This is a genomic window from Pseudomonas sp. TH07 (assembly GCF_016651285.1).
In the GTDB taxonomy this organism is placed as follows: Bacteria; Pseudomonadota; Gammaproteobacteria; order Pseudomonadales; family Pseudomonadaceae; genus Aquipseudomonas.
Map to the genome: position 1 here is coordinate 2,312,628 of NZ_JAEKED010000001.1, position 19,280 is coordinate 2,331,907.

General features: G+C 64.1%; 20 protein-coding genes. 2 read left to right on the forward strand and 18 right to left on the reverse strand.

Features of this window, described 5'->3' with window-relative positions; translation table 11 throughout:
- Positions 1-34: 34 nt before the first annotated feature.
- Positions 35-1,300 (reverse strand): Hsp70 family protein, encoded by a 1,266-nt coding sequence (locus JFU57_RS10790; protein ID WP_078469594.1) that lies wholly within the window; start codon positions 1,298-1,300, stop codon positions 35-37.
- 300 nt (positions 1,301-1,600) lie between these two features.
- On the opposite strand from JFU57_RS10790, the gene JFU57_RS10795 reads away from it, so the two are divergent.
- Together JFU57_RS10795 and JFU57_RS10800 are read left to right on the forward strand one after the other, a co-directional pair.
- Positions 1,601-2,545, forward strand: a complete 945-nt coding sequence (locus tag JFU57_RS10795) for a DnaJ C-terminal domain-containing protein (protein WP_078469696.1) — start codon at positions 1,601-1,603, stop codon at positions 2,543-2,545.
- A gap of 22 nt (positions 2,546-2,567) precedes the next feature.
- Complete coding sequence (locus tag JFU57_RS10800) at positions 2,568-2,870, forward strand: chaperone modulator CbpM (RefSeq protein ID WP_020298733.1); 303 nt, start codon at positions 2,568-2,570, stop codon at positions 2,868-2,870.
- A gap of 104 nt (positions 2,871-2,974) precedes the next feature.
- On the opposite strand, the gene JFU57_RS10805 is transcribed toward JFU57_RS10800, so the two are convergent.
- The 17 genes from JFU57_RS10805 to JFU57_RS10885 form a co-directional block, all read right to left on the reverse strand.
- A complete protein-coding gene (locus JFU57_RS10805) occupies positions 2,975-4,114 on the reverse strand; it encodes a sensor histidine kinase (RefSeq protein WP_201129225.1) in 1,140 nt (379 codons plus the stop codon).
- A 112-nt stretch (positions 4,115-4,226) separates the two neighbouring features.
- Positions 4,227-5,927 carry an urease subunit alpha gene (ureC, locus tag JFU57_RS10810; protein WP_078469596.1) on the reverse strand — a complete coding sequence of 567 codons (1,701 nt, stop codon included), beginning with the start codon at positions 5,925-5,927 and terminating at the stop codon, positions 4,227-4,229.
- A 116-nt stretch (positions 5,928-6,043) separates the two neighbouring features.
- Entirely contained in the window at positions 6,044-6,349 is a 306-nt protein-coding gene (locus JFU57_RS10815; protein WP_078469597.1) for an urease subunit beta, read from the reverse strand.
- A complete protein-coding gene (locus JFU57_RS10820) occupies positions 6,346-6,879 on the reverse strand; it encodes a GNAT family N-acetyltransferase (RefSeq protein WP_078469598.1) in 534 nt (177 codons plus the stop codon). The genes JFU57_RS10815 and JFU57_RS10820 overlap by 4 nt, the downstream gene beginning before the upstream one ends.
- 6 nt (positions 6,880-6,885) lie before the next feature.
- Positions 6,886-7,419, reverse strand: coding sequence for a GNAT family N-acetyltransferase (locus tag JFU57_RS10825; protein WP_078469599.1), 534 nt, complete (start codon positions 7,417-7,419; stop codon positions 6,886-6,888).
- A 9-nt stretch (positions 7,420-7,428) separates the two neighbouring features.
- Complete coding sequence (locus tag JFU57_RS10830; protein WP_020298739.1) at positions 7,429-7,731, reverse strand: urease subunit gamma; 303 nt, start codon at positions 7,729-7,731, stop codon at positions 7,429-7,431.
- Positions 7,732-7,800: 69 nt separating this feature from the next.
- Positions 7,801-8,640, reverse strand: a complete 840-nt coding sequence (locus tag JFU57_RS10835; protein WP_201129226.1) for an urease accessory protein UreD — start codon at positions 8,638-8,640, stop codon at positions 7,801-7,803.
- 30 nt (positions 8,641-8,670) lie between these two features.
- The gene (gene urtE, locus JFU57_RS10840) at positions 8,671-9,369 is read right to left on the reverse strand and encodes an urea ABC transporter ATP-binding subunit UrtE (RefSeq protein WP_201129228.1); all 699 of its coding nucleotides are present in this window, start codon (positions 9,367-9,369) and stop codon (positions 8,671-8,673) included.
- A 116-nt stretch (positions 9,370-9,485) separates the two neighbouring features.
- Positions 9,486-10,346, reverse strand: coding sequence for an urea ABC transporter ATP-binding protein UrtD (urtD, locus tag JFU57_RS10845; protein WP_078469602.1), 861 nt, complete (start codon positions 10,344-10,346; stop codon positions 9,486-9,488).
- On the reverse strand, positions 10,343-11,422 hold the full coding sequence (gene urtC, locus JFU57_RS10850; protein ID WP_201129230.1) for an urea ABC transporter permease subunit UrtC: 1,080 nt from the start codon (positions 11,420-11,422) through the stop codon (positions 10,343-10,345). The genes urtD and urtC overlap by 4 nt, the downstream gene beginning before the upstream one ends.
- Complete coding sequence (gene urtB, locus JFU57_RS10855) at positions 11,422-12,924, reverse strand: urea ABC transporter permease subunit UrtB (RefSeq protein WP_078469604.1); 1,503 nt, start codon at positions 12,922-12,924, stop codon at positions 11,422-11,424. Before urtB ends, urtC begins: the two co-directional genes overlap by 1 nt.
- Positions 12,925-13,082: 158 nt before the next feature.
- Positions 13,083-14,348 carry an urea ABC transporter substrate-binding protein gene (gene urtA, locus JFU57_RS10860; protein WP_020298745.1) on the reverse strand — a complete coding sequence of 422 codons (1,266 nt, stop codon included), beginning with the start codon at positions 14,346-14,348 and terminating at the stop codon, positions 13,083-13,085.
- Between the two features lie 226 nt (positions 14,349-14,574).
- Positions 14,575-14,874: a hypothetical protein gene (locus tag JFU57_RS10865; RefSeq protein ID WP_201129232.1), complete on the reverse strand. Its 300-nt coding sequence runs from the start codon at positions 14,872-14,874 to the stop codon at positions 14,575-14,577.
- 97 nt (positions 14,875-14,971) lie between these two features.
- Positions 14,972-15,982 (reverse strand): FecCD family ABC transporter permease, encoded by a 1,011-nt coding sequence (locus JFU57_RS10870; protein WP_078469606.1) that lies wholly within the window; start codon positions 15,980-15,982, stop codon positions 14,972-14,974.
- Positions 15,979-16,926, reverse strand: a complete 948-nt coding sequence (locus JFU57_RS10875; protein WP_201129234.1) for an ABC transporter substrate-binding protein — start codon at positions 16,924-16,926, stop codon at positions 15,979-15,981. Before JFU57_RS10875 ends, JFU57_RS10870 begins: the two co-directional genes overlap by 4 nt.
- Entirely contained in the window at positions 16,923-17,711 is a 789-nt protein-coding gene (locus JFU57_RS10880) for an ABC transporter ATP-binding protein (protein ID WP_078469608.1), read from the reverse strand. The genes JFU57_RS10875 and JFU57_RS10880 overlap by 4 nt, the downstream gene beginning before the upstream one ends.
- Before the next feature lie 144 nt (positions 17,712-17,855).
- On the reverse strand, positions 17,856-19,238 hold the full coding sequence (locus JFU57_RS10885) for a PepSY-associated TM helix domain-containing protein (protein WP_201129236.1): 1,383 nt from the start codon (positions 19,236-19,238) through the stop codon (positions 17,856-17,858).
- Positions 19,239-19,280 lie beyond the last annotated feature (42 nt).

A 19,280-nucleotide genomic window follows, 5' to 3' on the forward strand; every position in this document is an offset into this window, starting at 1 on the left:
CCCCAGCCCTGGGGCACGACGGTCGAGCGGGTTTCTAGCCGTAGCGCTTCCTGGCTTCAATCGCCAGACCGCTGCCGATGCTGCCGAAGATGTTGCCTTCGACGTGGCGGGCATTGGGCAGCATGGCCGAGATGCTCTGGCGCAGGGCCGGGATGCCGCTGGAACCGCCGGTGAAGAACACCGTGTCGACCTGGGCCACATCGACGCTGGCATCGTCCAGCAACTGGGTCACGCTGTTGCGGATGCGCTCCAGCAGGTTGTCGATGGCCGACTCGAACAGCGCCCGGCTCAGCTCCACGCTCAACCCCGGCTCGATACGGTCCAGGGGCACGTGGCGGCTGTCGGTGTGGGTCAGCTGGATCTTGGTTTCCTCGACTTCCATCGCCAGCCAGTGGCCGGCACGCTGCTCGATCAGCTTGAACAGGCGGTCGATGCCACCGGTGTCTTCGATGTCGTAGCGCATGCTGCCCAGGGCCAACTGGGATTTTTGCGAGTACACCGAGTTGATGGTGTGCCAGGTCGCCAGGTTCATGTGGTGGCTGGTGGGCATGTAGGCGCCGCTTTTCATCCGGCTGCCGTAGCCGAACAGCGGCATCAGGCCTTGCAGGCTCAATTGCTTGTCGAAATCGGTACCGCCGATGTGCACGCCACCGGTGGCCAGGATGTCGTCGTGGCGGTTGTCCAGGTCGCGGCGCTCGGGGGCCAGGCGTACCAGGGAGAAGTCGGACGTACCACCGCCGATGTCGACGATCAGCACCAGTTCTTCGCGTTCGATGGTCGACTCGTAGTCGAAGGCTGCGGCGATGGGTTCGTACTGGAAGGACACTTCCTTGAAGCCCAGCTTGCGCGCCACCTCCACCAGGGTGTTTTCGGCTTCCTGGTCGGCGGCGGCATCGTCATCGACGAAGAACACCGGGCGACCCAGGACCACTTCCTCGAATTCCCGACCGGCGGCGGTTTCCGCGCGGGCCTTGAGTTGGCCGATAAACAGGCCCAGCAGGTCCTTGAAGGGCATCGCCGTGCCCAGCACGCTGGTGTCGTGCTTGATCAGCTTGGAGCCCAGCAGGCTTTTCAGCGAGCGCATCAGGCGGCCTTCATAGCCTTCCAGGTACTCGTGCAACGCCAGGCGACCGTACACCGGGCGACGTTCTTCGATATTGAAGAACACCACCGAGGGCAGGGTGATCTTGTCATCCTCCAGCGCGATAAGCGTTTCCATGCCGGGGCGCAGCCAGCCGACAGTGGAGTTGGACGTGCCAAAGTCGATACCGCAGGCACGGGCCGGAGATGCGTTTTTCATGTCTTTCAAGTTCCGGTTAAAAAACGGCCGCGCAGTGTATGCCAGTCGCTGGCAGATTCGAAGGCCGACTATCCGCTAAATCGAAACCTTTTCCTGCCTTGAAAGACTATTCTTCACCCCAAACTTGCAGGCATGAGCCGGGCAATCACCGGGCGCTCGCAAGAACCGCCGGCGATTGCCGATAAACTTTTGATGCGCCGCACCAGTCAACGGGTTGAGATTGATCAATCCTTATGCTGCCAATGAGAGCATGCTGCACTGTATGCCGCGCGATATTGATAACGGATGGTGATTCCCTCGATGGACTTCAAAGACTATTACAAGATTCTCGGTGTGGAACCGACGGCGGACGACAAGGCGATCAAGGCGGCCTATCGCAAGCTGGCGCGCAAGTACCACCCTGACGTCAGCAAGGAAAAGGACGCCGAGGCAAAGTTCAAGGACGCCTCGGAAGCCTATGAAGCGCTGAAAAGTGCCGACAAACGCGCCGAATACGACGAAATGCGCAAATACGGCCAGCACGGCCAACCGTTCCAGGGGCCGCCGGGCTGGCAGGGCCGTGGCGGTTTTGGCGGTGGCCAGGATACCGGCGACTTTTCGGACTTCTTCAGTTCGATCTTCGGTAACCGTGGCCCGGGCTTTGGTGGTGGTGAACAATCGCGGCGCAGCGCCGGACGTCGTGGACAGGATGTGGAAATGGAACTGCCGATCTTTCTTGAAGAAACCCTCTCTGCCGAGTCGAAGAAGATCAGCTTCCAGGTGCCGCAGTACAACGCCGCCGGCCAGCATGTCAGCAACACCAGCAAGAGCCTGAACGTGAAGATCCCGGCCGGGGTCAGCGATGGCGAGCGTATCCGCCTCAAGGGCCAGGGTGCGCCGGGTGTGGGCGGTGGGGCCAATGGTGACCTGTACCTGACCATTCGCTTCGCCCCGCACCCGAAATTCGACGTCGAAGGCGAGAACCTGATCATCACCTTGCCCCTGGCTCCGTGGGAGCTGGCGCTGGGTACCGAGGTCGCGGTGCCGACCCTGACCGGCAAGATCAACCTCAAGGTGCCGGCCGGCAGCCAGAACGGCCAGCGCATGCGCGCCAAGGGCCATGGCTTGCTGAACAAGGCCGGCGAGCGTGGTTCGCTGTTCGTCCAGCTCAAGGCGGTGATGCCGAAACAGGCTGACGATGACGTCAAGGCGTTGTGGCAGGAGCTGGCGAAAAAGGCGGCGTTTGACCCACGGGAACATTTTTGATTCGAGAATGGAGTAGCTGAGTATGAGTACCCTGATCGTTCAGCTGGACATGGAAGAATTCTGTGAGGTGACCGACCTGTCGGCCGCTTACGTGATCGAAATCGTCGAACACGGGATCCTCGAACCTCAGGGCCAGGCGCCCAAGGATTGGCGTTTCAACGATTACCAGCTGGCCCTGGCCAAGCGCGCGGCCATCCTGCACCGCGACCTGGAGCTGGAGTGGCAAGGCGTCGCCCTGGCCCTGGACCTGCTGGATGAAGTGCGCGAACTGCGCGCGGAAAATCGCATGCTCAAACAACGCCTGGGGCGCCTGGTCCTCGACTGACCTGTAGCCGCTGCCGAAGCCTCGGGCCGCGTTCGGACGCTGGCCCTGATAAACACCGCGGATGTTTCAGGAAAACGTCGGCGTTTGGGCGCCCAGTTGTGTTTTCAGGGCTGTGCCCGGGAAACCCGGGGCAGGGTGACGGTGAAGGTGGTGCCGTCGCTTTCGTTGGAGCTGACTTCGATGCTGCCCTGGTGCGCGCTGACCACTTCCTTGACGATAAACAACCCCAGGCCAAGGCTGGTGGAGGGAGTGCCGAGTTCTTCACTGGCGCTGCGCACCAGGGGGTCGAACAAGGTGCTCAGGGCGTCCTTGGGGATGGGCGTGCCGTAGTTGTGCACCGTCAGCAACACCTGTTCGGCGCCGCCGGTGATGGTCACGGTCACGGTGCGGCTGTTGTTTCCGTGCTGCAACGCATTGCCGATCAGGTTCTGCAGCATCTGTTCGATGCGCCCGCGATCCCAGATACCGTGGCCATCACCGTGGAAATTCAGCGAGGGGGAGCAATCGGGCTGCCCGGCGCAGGCTTCATCCATGGCCGCTTTGGCGGCGCTGGCCAGGTCCATCGGTGCCGGCTCGATCGGCAAGCCGCTGCCCAGCCGGCTGCGCACAAACTCCAGCAAGTCACTGACCATCGCCCCCATGTGTCGCGCGCCGCTCTTGATCCGCGCCACGTAGGCCAGGCCCTCGGCGTCCAGCGCGACACGCCGCGCCAGCATCTCGGTGGACATGCTCACAGCCTGCAAGGGTGCGCGCAGGTCATGGCCGAGAATCGCCAGGAAGATATCCCGCGAACGATCGACCTGTTCGGCATAGGCCGCGGTGGACTCGGCCAGCGCTTCGTCGATGGCTTCGTTGAAGCGGATCATGTCCTGGAAGTACATCAGGTCCGGTGATTCCAGGCTGCCCACCCACAGGCGGATCACGCAGGCGCGCAGGTGGCGGAATTCGGAGGTCATCTGCACCAGGTCAAAGCCCACGGTGTGCCGCAGTTCGCCATGGCTGGCGGCGGCTTCATCCAGGCTTGGGGTTTTTTCCGGCCCTTCGCCCTTGGCCTTGGCCTGTTGTTCATGGGCGGTCTGGGCGGTGCGCATGTCGCGCGCGGCGGCCAGCAGGATCGATTTTGCGTGATCGCGCAATTGCAGGCGGGTCATGGAGTCGGCGGCAGGGGCGATGGATTTCGCAAACTGCTCCCATTCATCAACGATTCGATCAACGTGTTGCACGATGAAATCGGACAGGCGCATAGCCGGGAACCCTGCAGGCAATTGTGAGAAATCGAGTGGCATCTTAGCGCCAAACCGGGGTTTTCAAAACTCGCGCTGCCAAACAGGGTTCCGGGCTGATCAGTGCCGGGTTCTAGAAGAGAAAATAACGTTGTGCCATGGGTAGCACCTCCGCCGGTTCACACCACAGCAGCACGCCATCGGCCTTGACCTGATAGGTCTGCGGGTCGACATCGATCTGTGGCAGGTAGTCGTTGTGGATCAGGTCGGTCTTTTGCACCTGGCGACAGCCCTTGACCACCGCGATGCGTTTTTTCAGGCCCAGGGTCTCGGGCACGCCGGCGTCCAGGGCCGCCTGGCTGATAAAGGTCAGGCTGGTGGCATGCCGACTGCCGCCAAAGCTGGCGAACATCGGGCGGTAATGCACCGGCTGCGGGGTCGGGATCGAAGCGTTGGCGTCGCCCATCAGGCTGGCGGCAATCGCCCCGCCCTTGAGGATCAGGGTCGGCTTGACCCCGAAAAACGCCGGGCGCCACAGCACCAGATCCGCCCACTTGCCGACTTCGATCGAGCCCACTTCGTGGCTGATGCCATGGGTGATCGCCGGGTTGATGGTGTATTTGGCGATGTAGCGCTTGACCCGGAAGTTGCTGTTGCCCTCGCCGTCGCCCGGCAGCGGACCGCGCTGCTTGTGCATCTTGTCGGCGGTCTGCCAGGTGCGGGTGATGACTTCGCCGACCCGGCCCATGGCCTGGCTGTCGGAGCTGATCATGGAGAACGCGCCCAGGTCGTGGAGGATGTCTTCGGCGGCGATGGTCTCGCGGCGAATGCGGCTTTCGGCAAAGGCCACGTCTTCGGCGATGCTTGGGTCCAGGTGATGGCAGACCATCAGCATGTCCAGGTGCTCGTCGATGGTGTTGCGGGTGAAGGGCCGGGTCGGGTTGGTCGAGCTCGGCAACACGTTGGCAAAACCGCAGGCCTTGATGATGTCCGGCGCATGGCCGCCACCGGCACCTTCGGTGTGGTAGGTGTGAATGGTGCGGCCCTTGAAGGCGGCCAGGGTGGTTTCGACGAAGCCCGACTCGTTGAGGGTGTCGGTGTGGATCGCCACCTGGACGTCGTACTGGTCGGCGACGCTCAGGCAGTTGTCGATGGCCGCGGGGGTGGTGCCCCAGTCTTCATGCAGCTTGAGGCCGATGGCCCCGGCCTTGACCTGCTCGATCAAGGGCTCCGGCAGGCTGGCGTTGCCCTTGCCGGTAAAGCCGATGTTCATCGCGAAGGCGTCGGCGGCCTGGAGCATGCGCGCCATGTGCCAGGGTCCCGAGGTGCAGGTGGTGGCGTTGGTTCCGGTGGCTGGCCCGGTGCCGCCGCCGATCATGGTGGTGACGCCGCTCATCAGCGCTTCTTCGATCTGCTGCGGGCAGATGAAGTGGATATGGGTGTCGATGCCGCCGGCGGTGAGGATCATGCCTTCGCCGGCGATGACTTCGGTGCTGGCGCCGATGGCGATGGTCACGTTGGGTTGGATGTCCGGGTTGCCGGCCTTGCCGATGGCGGCGATGCGCCCGTCCTTGAGGCCGACATCGGCCTTGACGATGCCCCAGTGGTCGATGATCAGGGCGTTGGTGATCAGGGTGTCGACCACCTCGGCCGCCAGCAACTGGCCCTGGCCCATGCCGTCACGGATCACCTTGCCACCGCCGAACTTCACTTCTTCGCCGTAGGTGGTGAAGTCCTTTTCCACTTCAATCCACAGCTCGGTATCGGCCAGCCGCACCTTGTCGCCGACGGTGGGGCCGAACATGTCGGCGTAGGCCTCGCGGGAAATGCGCATTCCTCGGTCCTCGGAAATAAGCGGCAAGCTTTAAGCTGCCCGCTGCAAGAAAAATCAAAAGCTATCGATAGCGCCGCAAATGGCTGTTACTTGCCGCTTGAAGCTTGAAGCTGCGCTCAAAGAGCGCCCATCACTCGCCCGGCAAAGCCGAATACCCGGCGATGCCCGGCCAGGTCCACCAGTTCCACTTCCCGGGTCTGCCCCGGCTCGAAGCGCACGGCGGTGCCGGCCGGGATGTTCAGGCGCATGCCCCGGCTGGCGGCGCGGTCGAAGGTCAGGGCGTCATTGGTCTCGAAGAAGTGGTAGTGCGAGCCGACCTGGATCGGCCGGTCGCCGCTGTTGGCCACTTTCAGGCTCAAGGTGCGACGGCCGACATTGAGTTCGATGTCGCCGGGCTGGATCTGGTATTGGCCTGGAATCATGCGGGCAGTCCCAAAGTCTTGAAGTAAATGGCGGTCGGGGTGTAGGTGCCGTCCGGGCTCTGGCAGTAGTTGGGCAGTTCACCGACCCGGATGTAGCCCAGAGAGCGGTAGAAGTCCTCGGCGGGGGAGCCGGCTTCGGTGTCCAGGTACAGCAGGCCGCGCTTGTTCTGGCGGGCTGCCTGCTCCAGGGCCGTCATCAGTTGCTGGCCCAGGCCGCGGCGACGGGCGTCGTGGCGCACCTGGAGTTTCTGGACCTCGGCGCGATTGCGTCCGTTGGGTTTCTGGCACAGCGCCAGTTGCACGCTGGCCAGGACCTTTTCGTTATCCACCACTACCCACAGCAGCAGGCTGGCGTCTTCCACCCCGGCCTGCAGGTTGCGCAAGTAGGCATCGGCCTGGGCCTGGTCGAGGTCGGCCATGAAGCCGATCGAGGCCCCGTGCTGCACCGCGTCGAACAGCAGATCACTCAGTCCCTGGCGGTAATGGGCAAAACTTTCCCCATGTACTCGGCGCAGTTGGGCAGCGTTCATCGGGTATCACTCCTTGTCGATGGCGGGCGGCAGCGCCCCGGGGTTGAGGATCAGTTGCATGAAGGTCAGGTCCAGCCAGCGTCCGAACTTGGTGCCTACTTGAGGCATCTGTCCGGTGGTGATGAAACCCAGACGCTGGTGCAGGCGGATCGAAGCCTCGTTGCCGCTTTCGATGGCTGCGACCATTACGTGCTTGTCACAGCCCCGGGCGCGTTCGATCAGTGCTTCCATCAGGCGTGGGCCAAGGCCGTTGCCGCGCTGGTCGTCGCGCACGTACACCGAGTGTTCGACGCTGTGGCGAAAGCCGTCGAACGGTCGCCAGTCGCCGAACGAAGCGTAGCCGAGCACCACTTCGTCGGCATTGATGATCACCAGGATCGGGTAACCCTGGGCCTGCCGGGCGCTGAACCAGGCCTGGCGGTTGCCCAGGTCCACGGGCTGCTCGTTCCAGATCGCCGTGGTAGTGCGCACGGCGTCGTTGTAGATGTCACGGATCGCCGGCAGGTCGGCATGCAGTGCATCGCGGATGCGGTAAGTCATGGCGCGGCCTCAGGCGATGGGTTGGTGGACGGTGACCAGCTTGGTGCCGTCGGGAAAGGTCGCCTCGACCTGGATCTCCGGGATCATTTCCGGGATGCCCTCCATCACTTGTTCACGGCTGAGCAGGGTGGTGCCGTAGTGCATCAGTTGGGCCACGGTCTGGCCGTCACGGGCGCCTTCGAGCAGCGCCGCGGAGATATAGGCCATGGCCTCCGGGTAATTGAGTTTCACGCCACGGGCCAGTCGTCGCTCGGCCACCAGGCCGGCGGTGAAGATCAGCATCTTGTCTTTTTCGCGTGGGGTCAGGTCCATCGTGTTCAATCCGTTTGGGCAGTTAAAAGGTTCAGCGCGTCAGGGCGGCGGCCCCGAGTGACAGGCGCTTCATGTATTCCAGATCCTCGGCGGCACGGCCTCGCGCCCGAGCAGGGCGGGGCGCAGCAGGCGCCACAGGTCGATCAGCCAGGCCCGGGCCAGCAGCGCTTCGCTGGCCAGGCAGCGGGCCACCAGCAGCCCGGGCAGTTGCGTCAGGTCGCCGCGTACCTCGTGGGGCAGGGAGCGGCAGGTCTCCAGCAGTTGCGTGTCGATTTCGCCGGTGACCAGCAGGGTCGCGAACACCGGTTGGCCGTCCAGGCCGATGGGCGAGTCCAGCAGGCCGTCGCCCCCGACAATGCGCTGGCGTTCGTGCCAGAGCAACTGGCCGTCACGGCGGATATCCAGGTGCGATTGAAAATGCCCGAGGTCAAAGCGTTCACCGCTGGCCGGGCGGCCCAGGGCCACGATGTCCCAGTAGAACAGTCGAGCGTCGCCCTCAAGCTCGATCACGGTCGCCAGTTCCGCCTGGGCGGCGCTGAACACGATGCTCTCCTGGGGCAGCCATTCCAGGGTGGCACCGGCGGCGACGTGCAGCTCAAGGTTTTGGTACGCCGGCCCAGCGGCGCGGTACCACTTGGCGGCGCCAGGGCTGGTCAGTTGCGCCCAGGCATCGGTGCCGACGCTGGCGCGGATGTCCAGGCGGTCGCCACCGGCAATCCCCCCAGGGGGGTGGACGATGATGTGCTGGCAGACCTCGGGGCCTTCGGCATACAGGTGCTTCTGCACCCGCAGCGGGCCCAGGTGACGGCGCTGCACCGGACGCGTGGTGTCGCCGAAACGGGCGTAGCCCAGCTCCAGCTCGGCATGCCAGCTAGGGGTGAACAACGCGGTGTGGGCAGGAAGATTCATGGTTCGCGCTTATCGTCAGGAGGCTACAGGTTAGATCGTAACCAGGCCGCGTACACCTTCGGTTTCCATATTTTCGCCCCGCCCTTGCTGGACGATTTCACCCCGGGACATCACCAGGTACTGGTCGGCCAGTTCAGCGGCAAAGTCGTAGAACTGTTCCACCAGCAGGATCGCCATGTCGCCTCGCGCCGCGAGTTTTTTGATCACCGCGCCGATCTCCTTGATCACCGAAGGCTGGATACCTTCGGTGGGCTCGTCGAGGATCAGCAAGCGCGGGCGGCTGGCCAGGGCGCGGCCGATGGCCAGTTGTTGCTGCTGACCGCCCGACAGATCGCCGCCACGACGCTGCTTCATTTGCAGCAGCACCGGGAACAGTTCGTAGATAAAGGCCGGCACCTCCTTGGCTTCCTTCGCGCCGAAACGTGACAGCCCCATCAGCAGGTTCTCCTCCACCGTCAGGCGCGGAAAAATCTCCCGGCCCTGGGGCACATAGGCAATACCGGCGTGCACCCGCTGGTGCGGTTTGTAGCCGGTGATGGCCTGGCCTTCCCAAGTGACCGTGCCTTCCTTGGTCGGCAGCAGGCCCATCAGGCACTTGAGCAGGGTGGTCTTGCCCACGCCGTTGCGCCCGAGCAGGCAGGTGACTTCACCCACCGTTACGTCAAAGCTCAGGCCACGCAGGATGTGGCTGCCGCCGTAGTACTGATGAAGGTGTTGGATCTGGAGCATGGAAGAACCTCAGATAGGAGAGCGGCAAGCTTCAAGCTGCAAGCTGCAAGCTGCAAGAAAGAGCGGGTGTACGGTTTTGCTTTCAACTTGCCGCTTGAAGCTTTCAGCTGGCCGATTCATCGGCCCAAATAAACCTCGATGACGCGTTCATCGGCCTGCACCTGCTCCAGGGAGCCCTCGGCCAGTACGCTGCCCTGGTGCAGCACGGTGACGTGGTCGGCGATGGCGCCGACGAAGCCCATGTCGTGCTCCACCACCATCAGCGAATGCTTGCCCGCCAGGCTTTTGAACAGTTCGGCGGTGAACTCGGTTTCGGCGTCGGTCATGCCGGCCACCGGTTCATCGAGCAGCAGCAACTGCGGGTCCTGCACCAGCAGCATGCCGATTTCCAGGAACTGCTTCTGGCCATGGGACAGCAGGCCCGCCGGGCGCTGGACCGAGGCAGTCAGGCGAATGGTCTGCAGCACCTCGTCGATACGGTCGCGCTGTTCACCGCTGAGTCGGGCCCGCAGGCTGGCCCACACCGATTTGTCGGTCTTTTGCGCCAGCTCCAGGTTCTCGAACACACTCAGGGCTTCGAACACCGTGGGTTTCTGGAACTTGCGGCCGATCCCGGCCTGGGCGATCTGCACTTCGCTCATCGCCGCCAGGTCCAGGGTCTCGCCGAACCAGGCCTTGCCGTGGCTGGGCCGGGTCTTGCCGGTGATCACGTCCATCAGGGTGGTCTTGCCCGCGCCGTTGGGGCCGATGATGCAGCGCAGTTCGCCCACGCCGATGTACAGGTTCAGGTCGTTGAGGGCCTTGAAGCCATCGAAGCTGACGCTGATGTCTTCCAGGGTCAGGATCGTCCCGTGGCGCGTGTTCAGGCCCTTGCCAGCGGCCTGGCCGAGGCCGATGGCATCGCGGCTGCTGCCCTGGTCCTTGTTGGGTTCCAGGATAGGTTCGAGCATGAACTCCGCCGTCGCCGTGACTCTCATTGCTCACCTCGTTTTTTCAGCAGGCCGATCACGCCCTTGGGCAGGTACAGGGTCACCACGATAAACAGCGCCCCGAGGAAGAACAGCCAGTACTCAGGGAAGGCCACGGTGAACCAGCTCTTCATGCCGTTGACCACGCCGGCCCCCAGCAGCGGCCCGATCAGCGTGCCGCGCCCGCCCAGGGCCACCCACACGGCAGCCTCGATGGAGTTGGTCGGCGACATTTCGCTGGGGTTGATGATGCCCACCTGGGGCACATACAAGGCCCCGGCCAGGCCGCACAGCACCGCGCTCAGCACCCACACGAAGAGCTTGAAGCCGCGCGGGTCGTAGCCGCAGAACATCAGGCGGTTTTCGGCGTCGCGCAGGGCGGTCAGGACCCGGCCGAACTTGCTCTGCGCCAGGCGCCAGCCAATCCACAGGCTGGCCACCAGCAACAGTACGGTGGCGAAAAACAGCACCGCGCGGGTTCCGGGTTCGGTAATGCCGAAACCGAGAATGGTGCGGAAGTTGGTGAAGCCGTTATTGCCGCCAAACCCGGTTTCGTTGCGAAAGAACAGCAGCATCCCGGCGAAGGTCAGGGCCTGGGTCATGATCGAGAAATACACGCCCTTGATCCGCGAGCGGAAGGCGAAGAAACCGAACACCAGGGCCAGCAATCCCGGGGCCAGCACCACCAGGCACAGGGCCCAGAGAAAATGGCTGGTGCCGACCCAGTACCACGGCAGCTCGGTCCACGAGAGGAAGGTCATGAACGCCGGCAGGCCATCGCCCGAGGCCTGGCGCATCAGGTACATGCCCATGGCATAGCCGCCCAGGGCAAAGAACAGCCCGTGGCCCAGGGACAGCAGCCCGGCATAGCCCCAGACCAGGTCCAGGGCCAGGGCGACGATGGCGTAGCAGAGGATCTTGCCCACCAGGGTCAGGGTGTAGGCCGAGACGTGCAGCGGGTTGTCCGCTGCCAGCAGCGACAACAGCGGCAAGGCCAGCAGCACCAGGAGCAGCAGCGCACCGACGGTGAGCGTGACCCTGGGCCCGGCTTTCTGGCTGGCGGTAACGAGCAGTGGTTGATTCATCAGTCGATCACCCGTCCTTTCAGAGCAAAGAGGCCTTGCGGACGTTTCTGGATAAACAGAATGATCAGCGCGAGGATCAGGATCTTGCCGAGCACGGCGCCGATCTGCGGTTCGAGAATCTTGTTCGCGATGCCCAGGCCAAAGGCCGCCAGCACGCTACCGGCCAACTGGCCGACCCCGCCCAGCACCACCACCAGGAACGAGTCGATGATGTAGCTCTGGCCCAGGTCCGGGCCGACGTTGCCGATCTGGCTCAGGGCCACGCCGCCGAGCCCGGCGATCCCCGAACCGAGGCCGAAGGCAAGCATGTCGACGCGCCCGGTGGGCACGCCGCAGCAGGCGGCCATGTTGCGGTTCTGGGTCACGGCGCGCACGTTCAGGCCCAGGCGTGTCCGGTTCAGCAGCAGCCAAGTGAGCACCACGACAAACAGCGCGAAGCCGATGATCACGATGCGGTTGTACGGTAGCACCAGGTTGGGCAGCACCTGGATCCCGCCCGAGAGCCAGGCCGGGTTGGCCACCTCGACGTTCTGCGCGCCGAACACCAGGCGCACCAGTTGGATCAGCATCAGGCTGATGCCCCAGGTCGCCAGCAGGGTTTCCAGCGGGCGGCCGTAGAGGTGGCGAATCACCGTGCGCTCCAGGGCCATGCCGATCGCCGCGGTGACGAAAAACGCCACCGGCAGGGCAATCAACGGGTAGAACTCGATGGCCTGCGGGGCGAAGCGCTGGAACAGCAACTGCACCACGTAGGTGGAGTAGGCGCCGAGCATCAGCATCTCGCCGTGGGCCATGTTGATCACCCCCAGCAACCCGAAGGTGATCGCCAGCCCCAGGGCCGCCAGCAGCAGGATCGAGCCCAGGGACATACCGCTGAAGGCCTGGCCCAGCACCTCGCCCACCAGCAGCTTGCGCTTGACCTGGGCCAGGCTGGTTTCGGCGGCGGTGCGCACCGCGGCGTCGGCTTCGACCCCGGGCTCGAGCAGGCCTTCGAGGCGGGTGCGGGCCAGCGGGTCGCCGGTTTCGCCGAGCAGGCGCACGGCGGCCAGGCGTACCGCCGGGTCGCTGTCCACCAGTTGCAGGTTGGCCAGGGCCAGGCTCAGGGCGGCATGTACGCTTGCGTCCGGTTCCGCGGCCAATTGCCGATCAAGGAATGTGAGTTGCGCCGGCTTGGCGCTCTTTTGCAATTGCTGGGCTGCCGCGAGGCGGATCTTGCTGTCGGCGGCAAGCAATTGGTGGCTGGCCAGGGCGGTGTCGATCAGCCCCCGCAAGCGGTTGTTCAGGCGCAGGGTCTTGGCTTGGCCATCGACCGTCAACTGGCCTTGCTGCAAGGCGTTGATCAGTTCGACGCGCGCCGGGTCGGGCTGCGCAGCCCAGGCTTCCAGCAGTTGAGCCTGCTGAGACGGGTTGGCCGCGACGAAGTCTTCGGCGTCACCGGCCCTGGCTGCCAGCGGCAACAGCAGCAGGCAGGCGAGGATAAAACGGTAGAGGGCAGTGGGCATATCGTTGGCCTTGCGCGGACAGGCCGGGGCCTGTGCGTGATCCTGTCGCCGCTGCCGAAGGCTGCGCTGACCCGGTTGGCCCGGGCTGGTCACAGCTTTCGGCAGCGGCGACAGAGGTTGTGCCGGACCGCAGACGGCGTCCGGCTTCCATCCCTCGCTTAGTTGCTCTTGACCGCGTAGTCCGGCTTCTTGTCGTTACCCGGAATGAACGGGCTCCACGGCTGGGCGCGGATCGGGCCTTCGGTCTGCCACACCACGTTGAACTGACCGTCGGGCTGGATCTCGCCGATCATCACCGGCTTGTGCAGGTGGTGGTTGGTCTTGTCCATGGTCAGGGTGTAGCCGGACGGCGCGGCAAAGGTCTGGCCGGCCAGGGCTTCGCGGACCTTGTCGACGTCGGTGGATTTGGCTTTCTCCACCGCCTGGGCCCACATGTGGATGCCGACATAGGTGGCTTCCATCGGGTCGTTGGTCACGGCCTTGTCCGCCCCCGGCAGGTTCTTGGCCTTGGCGTAGGCCTTCCAGTCGGCGACGAATTTTTTGTTGGTGGGGTTATCCACCGACTCGAAGTAGTTCCACGCCGCGAGGTTGCCCACCAGGGGTTTGGTGTCGATACCGCGCAGTTCTTCCTCGCCCACGGAGAAGGCCACCACCGGCACGTCGGTGGCTTTCAGGCCCTGGTTGGCCAGCTCTTTGTAGAACGGCACATTGGAGTCGCCGTTTACGGTGGAGATAACGGCGGTCTTGCCCCCGGCGGAGAATTTCTTGATGTTGGACACGATGGTCTGGTAGTCGGCATGGCCGAACGGGGTATAGACCTCTTCGATGTCCTTGTCGGCCACGCCCTTGGAGTGCAGGAACGAGCGCAGGATTTTATTGGTGGTGCGCGGGTACACGTAGTCGGTGCCCAGGAGGAAGAAGCGCTTGGCGCCGCCGCCGTCTTCGCTCATCAGGTACTCCACGGCCGGGATCGCCTGCTGGTTGGGCGCGGCACCGGTGTAGAAGACGTTGGGCGACATCTCTTCGCCTTCGTACTGCACCGGATAGAACAGCAGGCCATTGAGCTCTTCGAACACCGGCAACACCGACTTGCGCGACACCGAGGTCCAGCAACCGAACACCACCGCGACCTTGTCCTGGGTCAGCAACTGACGGCCCTTCTCGGCGAACAGCGGCCAGTTGGAGGCGGGGTCGACCACCACCGGCTCCAGCATCTTGCCGTTGACCCCGCCCTTGGCGTTGATCTCGTCGATGGTCATCAGCGCCATGTCTTTGAGCGAGGTTTCGGAGATCGCCATGGTCCCCGACAGCGAATGCAGGATACCGACCTTGATGGTCTCGGCGGCCTGGACGGTCCAGGTCAAGCCCATCGCGGCAATGCTTGCCGTGAGTGTGAAAGCCTTGATCAAGCTGCGACGCTTCATTGTGCGATCCCCATGACTATTTGAGTTTTTCAGGTGGCAGATGCGAGCTACTGAAAAGCTGTTTTGCAAGGGGTGTGCCGAGTCGCTGCAAGGCATGAAAACGTCGCCTTGCGCGCGCAGGCAGGGCAGGCGATGCCCCAAGACGAGGCCTTGGGCAGGGGGTGGTGCGTCGGGGTGCTTCATTGTGGTGCTGCCGCAGGGCGGCAGCCGAGGTCGCGAAGGAGCCTCAATTCACGCCGGGGAAGGAATCCACATACTCGATGGTGAAATCGGGAAAGGAGTCGACAATCTGGACCTTGTAATCCGGGAAGCTGTTGACGATTTTCCACTTGCCTGCCGAGTCGGGGAAGGCGCTGACCTGCTTCACCTTCAGGTCGGGAAAGGAGTGCACCACTTTGACTTTGTAGTCCGGGAAGCTGTTGACGAACTGGATGTTGCCGTAGATTTTCGAGACGTCGACCGTGGTGTCGGCCATTGCGCAACTGGAGCCGAACACCAGCAGCGACAGGCAAAGATTTTTCAACATGAGACTCATCCTGAGCAGTGTGAGGCGCGCATTCTAGGGCGCGCCGAGCCGTTGTGGGAAATCGTCCTATCGCCGCCTATCTGTATGCCGAAGGCCTTCAGCGCCGGCGCATCAGCCCGATAAAGAACAACCCGCCGATAGCCGCCGTGGCCACGCCGATCGGCAGGTCTTCGGGGGCGATCAAGGTGCGTGCCGCGACGTCGACCCAGACCAGGAACAGGCTGCCCAGCAGCACGCACACCGGCAGCAGACGCCGGTGTTCGGCGCCCACCAGGCGGCGGGCGATGTGCGGCACCATCAGACCGACAAAACCGATGGAGCCGCTGATGGACACCAGCACGCCGGTCATCAGGGAGGCGATCAAAAACACCCGCAGGCGCACGTTGCGGGCGTTCAGGCCCAGGGTCACGGCGGTCTGCTCGCCGGCCATCAGCGCGTTCAGCGGGCGGGCCATGCCCAGCAGCAACACCAGGCCGAGCAACACGCTGATGGCGGGGATCGTCAACAATTCCCAGCGCGCCAGGCCGAGGCCGCCCAGCATCCAGAACATCACCGCCGAGCTGGCGCGGTGGTCGCCCAGAAACAACAGCAGATTGGCGATCGCCATCATCACAAAGGACACCGCGACCCCACACAGCAGCAGGCGATCGCTGTCGAGACGGCCGTGGCGCGCGGCGATGCCGAGCACCAGCAGCATGCTCAGCAAGGCGCCGATAAAGGCCGCCAGGGGCAGGGTCAAGAGACCGATCACTTGCCCCACATGCAGCACCACGATCACGGCGCCCAGGGTTGCGCCGGACGTCACCCCCAGCAGGTGCGGGTCGGCCAGCGGGTTGCGCGTCACCGCTTGCAGCACCGCGCCGATCAGCGCCAACCCGGCGCCCACCAACGCCCCAAGCACCATGCGCGGCACGCGGATCAGCCAGACGATATGTTCCTGCCCGGCACTCCAACTCACCTCACCGATACCCAGGGCCTTGTGCAGCAGGATGCGCCACACCACGTCCAGTGGCACCGGCGCCGGGCCGAAGCCGAGGGAGACCACGCAGGACACCAGCAACAGCGCGCCCAGGAGCATCAGCAGCCCGGCATAACGACGGTTGATCATGGGCCGTGGAAACCCTTGGCCAGGGTCTGCACCGCCAGCACGTTGTCGATGCCCGGGGTGGCCTGGACGTAGGGGATCACGATAAATCGCCGGTTCCTGATGGCGTCCACCGACTGCAACGCCGGGTTGTCCAGCAAGAACTGCTGCTTCTGCTCGGCGCTGATTTCGCTGTAGTCGACGATCACAATCACCTGCGGATTGCGCTCGACCACGGTCTCCCAGTTGACCCGGGTCCAGCTGGTGTCCAGGTCAGCAAGAATGTTGCGCCCGCCAGCAGCATCGATCAGCGCCTGGGGCATGCCCAGGCGACCCGAGGTCATGGCGCGGTCTTCACCGCTGTCGTAGAGGAATACCCGTGGCCGGTCGGCGGGCAGCTGTTGTTTGACCTCTGCCACCTGCTGCTGCATCTGGCTGATCAACTGATTGGCGCGGTCCTGCACATCGAAAATGCGCCCCAGGTTGCGCAGGTCGTTGTAGGTGTCGTCGAGGCTGGCGGCCGGGCGCTTCATGACAAAAGCGCAGGACTCGGTCAGCTCATAGACGTTAATGCCCAGTGGCGCCAGGGTCTGGGGCGTGAGGTCGCCGCCGACGCGCATGCCGTAGTCCCAGCCGGCAAAAAAGAAGTCGACGTTGGCGTTGAGCAGGGTTTCCACCGATGGGTATTTGGCCGCGAGTTCCGGCAGCCCGGCGAGGCTGGCCTGCATCTCGGGAGTCATGGCTTTCCAGCCGCTGATGCCGCTGTAGCCGACCATGCGCGGCTTGAGGCCGAGGGCGAGCATCATCTGGGTCATGTTGATGTCATGGCTCAGGGCGTGCCGGGGGGCCTGGTTGAAGGTCACTTCGCGGTTGCAACTGTGGACGGTCAGCGGGTAGTGGGTGGCCTCGGCCAGGGCTTGGCCGGCCGCCAGGGACAGGGCGAGGCACAGCAGGACGCGCAGGGTCATGGTTGGGTTATCCAGGTAATGCGTGGATGGTCGGCCAGCGGATGGCGATCGATCAGGGCCTCGACCCCGAACACTTCCCGCAGCAGTTCGGCGGTCAGGACCTCGGTCGGCGTGCCGCTGGCGACGATGCGCCCGTGATCGAGCACGTACAGTCGGTCGCAGAAAGCCGCGGCCAGGTTCAAGTCGTGGATGCTGGCCAGGGTGCCTACCCCCAGGCGTTTCACCCATTGCAGCAGCTGCAGTTGGTAGCGTGGGTCGAGGTGGTTGGTCGGCTCGTCGAGGATCAGCAATTGCGGCTGCTGGGCCAGGGCGCGGGCCAGAATCACCCGCTGCTTTTCACCGCCGGAGAGGGTGGCGAAGGCATGCGTTTCAAAGCCCAGCAGGCCTACCGACTGCAGGGCCTGGCGGGCCAGTTCGCGGTCATGGGCGGTGTCGCCATCGAACAAGCCCTTGTGCGGGGTTCGGCCCATGGCGACCACTTCTTCAACGGTCAGACCGAAGGCGTCGGGGAACTCCTGCAGCACCACGGCAATGCGCTGCGCGCACCAGCGTGGCGATTGCCGCCACAGGTCGTAATGCTCCAGGCGCACTTCGCCCTGCTGCGGTTTGCTGAAGCGATAGGCGCAGCGCAGCAGGCTGGTCTTGCCGCTGCCATTGGGCCCGATCAGGCCGACGAACTCCCCCGGTGCCACATGCAGGCTGGCCTCACGCAGCTGGAACTGGTGATGACAATGGCCCTGGCCCAAGGGTGTCCAGGCCAGGTTGGTGAGGTTCAGCGAGGTCATGCGCGATCCGTATTGATTGCCTGGCGCCGCGATGGGGCGGCGGGCAGCAAGCTTACACTTGTAGGTTACAAAGTAACATTGTTCCGGGTCGAACCGGGCCGCGCACAGTCTACAGAAGCGCAAACGCCGCGCATCTCGCCGGGTTCATGTTGAAGATGAGGCGGACTCAGAGGCACGGTTCCAGCGTGATAACAGCAGGCGATCGAGCAGCCACACCGCAATCAGCGACGCGCCCACCAGGGGAAACGCCAACGCCAGGGCCAGCATCACCCACATCGCGGTTTTCCACTTCGGCAGGTCATGGCGCAGCGGCGGCACGCCGAGTCGGCCAGTGGGGCGGCGCTTCCACCAGATCACCAGGCCGCTGACGGCGCTGAGCAGAATCATCAGACAGATCAACAGCACCGCCAACTGATTCAGCGGCCCGAACATCTTGCCTTCGTGGAGCATGACCCCGACCTCGGTGGCGCGGGCCACGGGGCTGTAGTCCTGCCAGCGCACATCGGCCAGGACCTGGCCGGTGTACTGGTCGATGTGCAGGGTGGCGTCGTTGCGCGGGTCGTCGGCGAACACCGCGAGGGTGAACACGCCGCTGGCGGTAGTGGGCAGGGTGATGCTGTAGCCGGGCTCGACCTGGCGCTGGCGAGCGATGTCCTGCACCTGTTGCAAGCCGATGGCTGGCGCTGCCGGCGCGTGGTCGGCACCACCGTGGGCCATGTGCTCGGCATGGTCGCCGGACATCGGCATCGGCGTGTTTTCCAGGGCCCAGGGTACGGTCTGGCGCGTGGCGTTATTCAGGGCGCCGGCCTGCTGGTCGGACTGCGGCACGTTGTTCCACATGGCCGCCGGGAAGCGGTTCCAGAGGTCGGCGTATTGCTTGCCCCAGAAGCCGGTCCAGGTCATGCCGCTCAACAGCATCACCAGCAGGAATGCTGCGCCCCAAAAGCCCACCACGCTGTGCAGATCGCGCCAGAACAGGCGGCCGCGGCTGCTCAGGCGTGGCCACAGGACCCCGGCCGTGGACTTGCCGCGCGGCCACCACAGGTACAGGCCGGACACCACCAGCATCACGCCCCAGCCAGCGGCCAGTTCCACCAGGCGGTCGCCCAGGGTGCCGATCATCAGCTCGCCGTGAATGGCCCGGGCCACGGCTTGCAGCGTGCGCTTGGCGTGCTGCTCGCCGAGGATGTCGCCGTGGTAGGGATCGACGAACACGTTCAACTCGACGCCGGCGTTTTGCACCACGAACTGTGCGCTGCGCTCGGCATTGATCGGCGGCAGGTACTGTTTGACCTGGGCCTGTGGATAAACCGCCTGCACCCGCTTGAGCAGCTCGTCGGCGCTGAGGCTGTGGTGCCCGGCGGGGACGTTGAGCAGCTCGCCGTACATCAGCGGGTCGAGCTGGGGCTTGAACAGATAAATGATGCCGGTCAGGGCCAGCATCACCATAAAGGGCGCGACCAGCAGCCCGGCGTAGAAATGCCAGCGCCAGGCCAGGTTGTAGAAAGACACCTTGGGTTGAGTCATCGAATAAGGCTCCGCACGGCAGTGGATCTGTTGTTGTAGGGG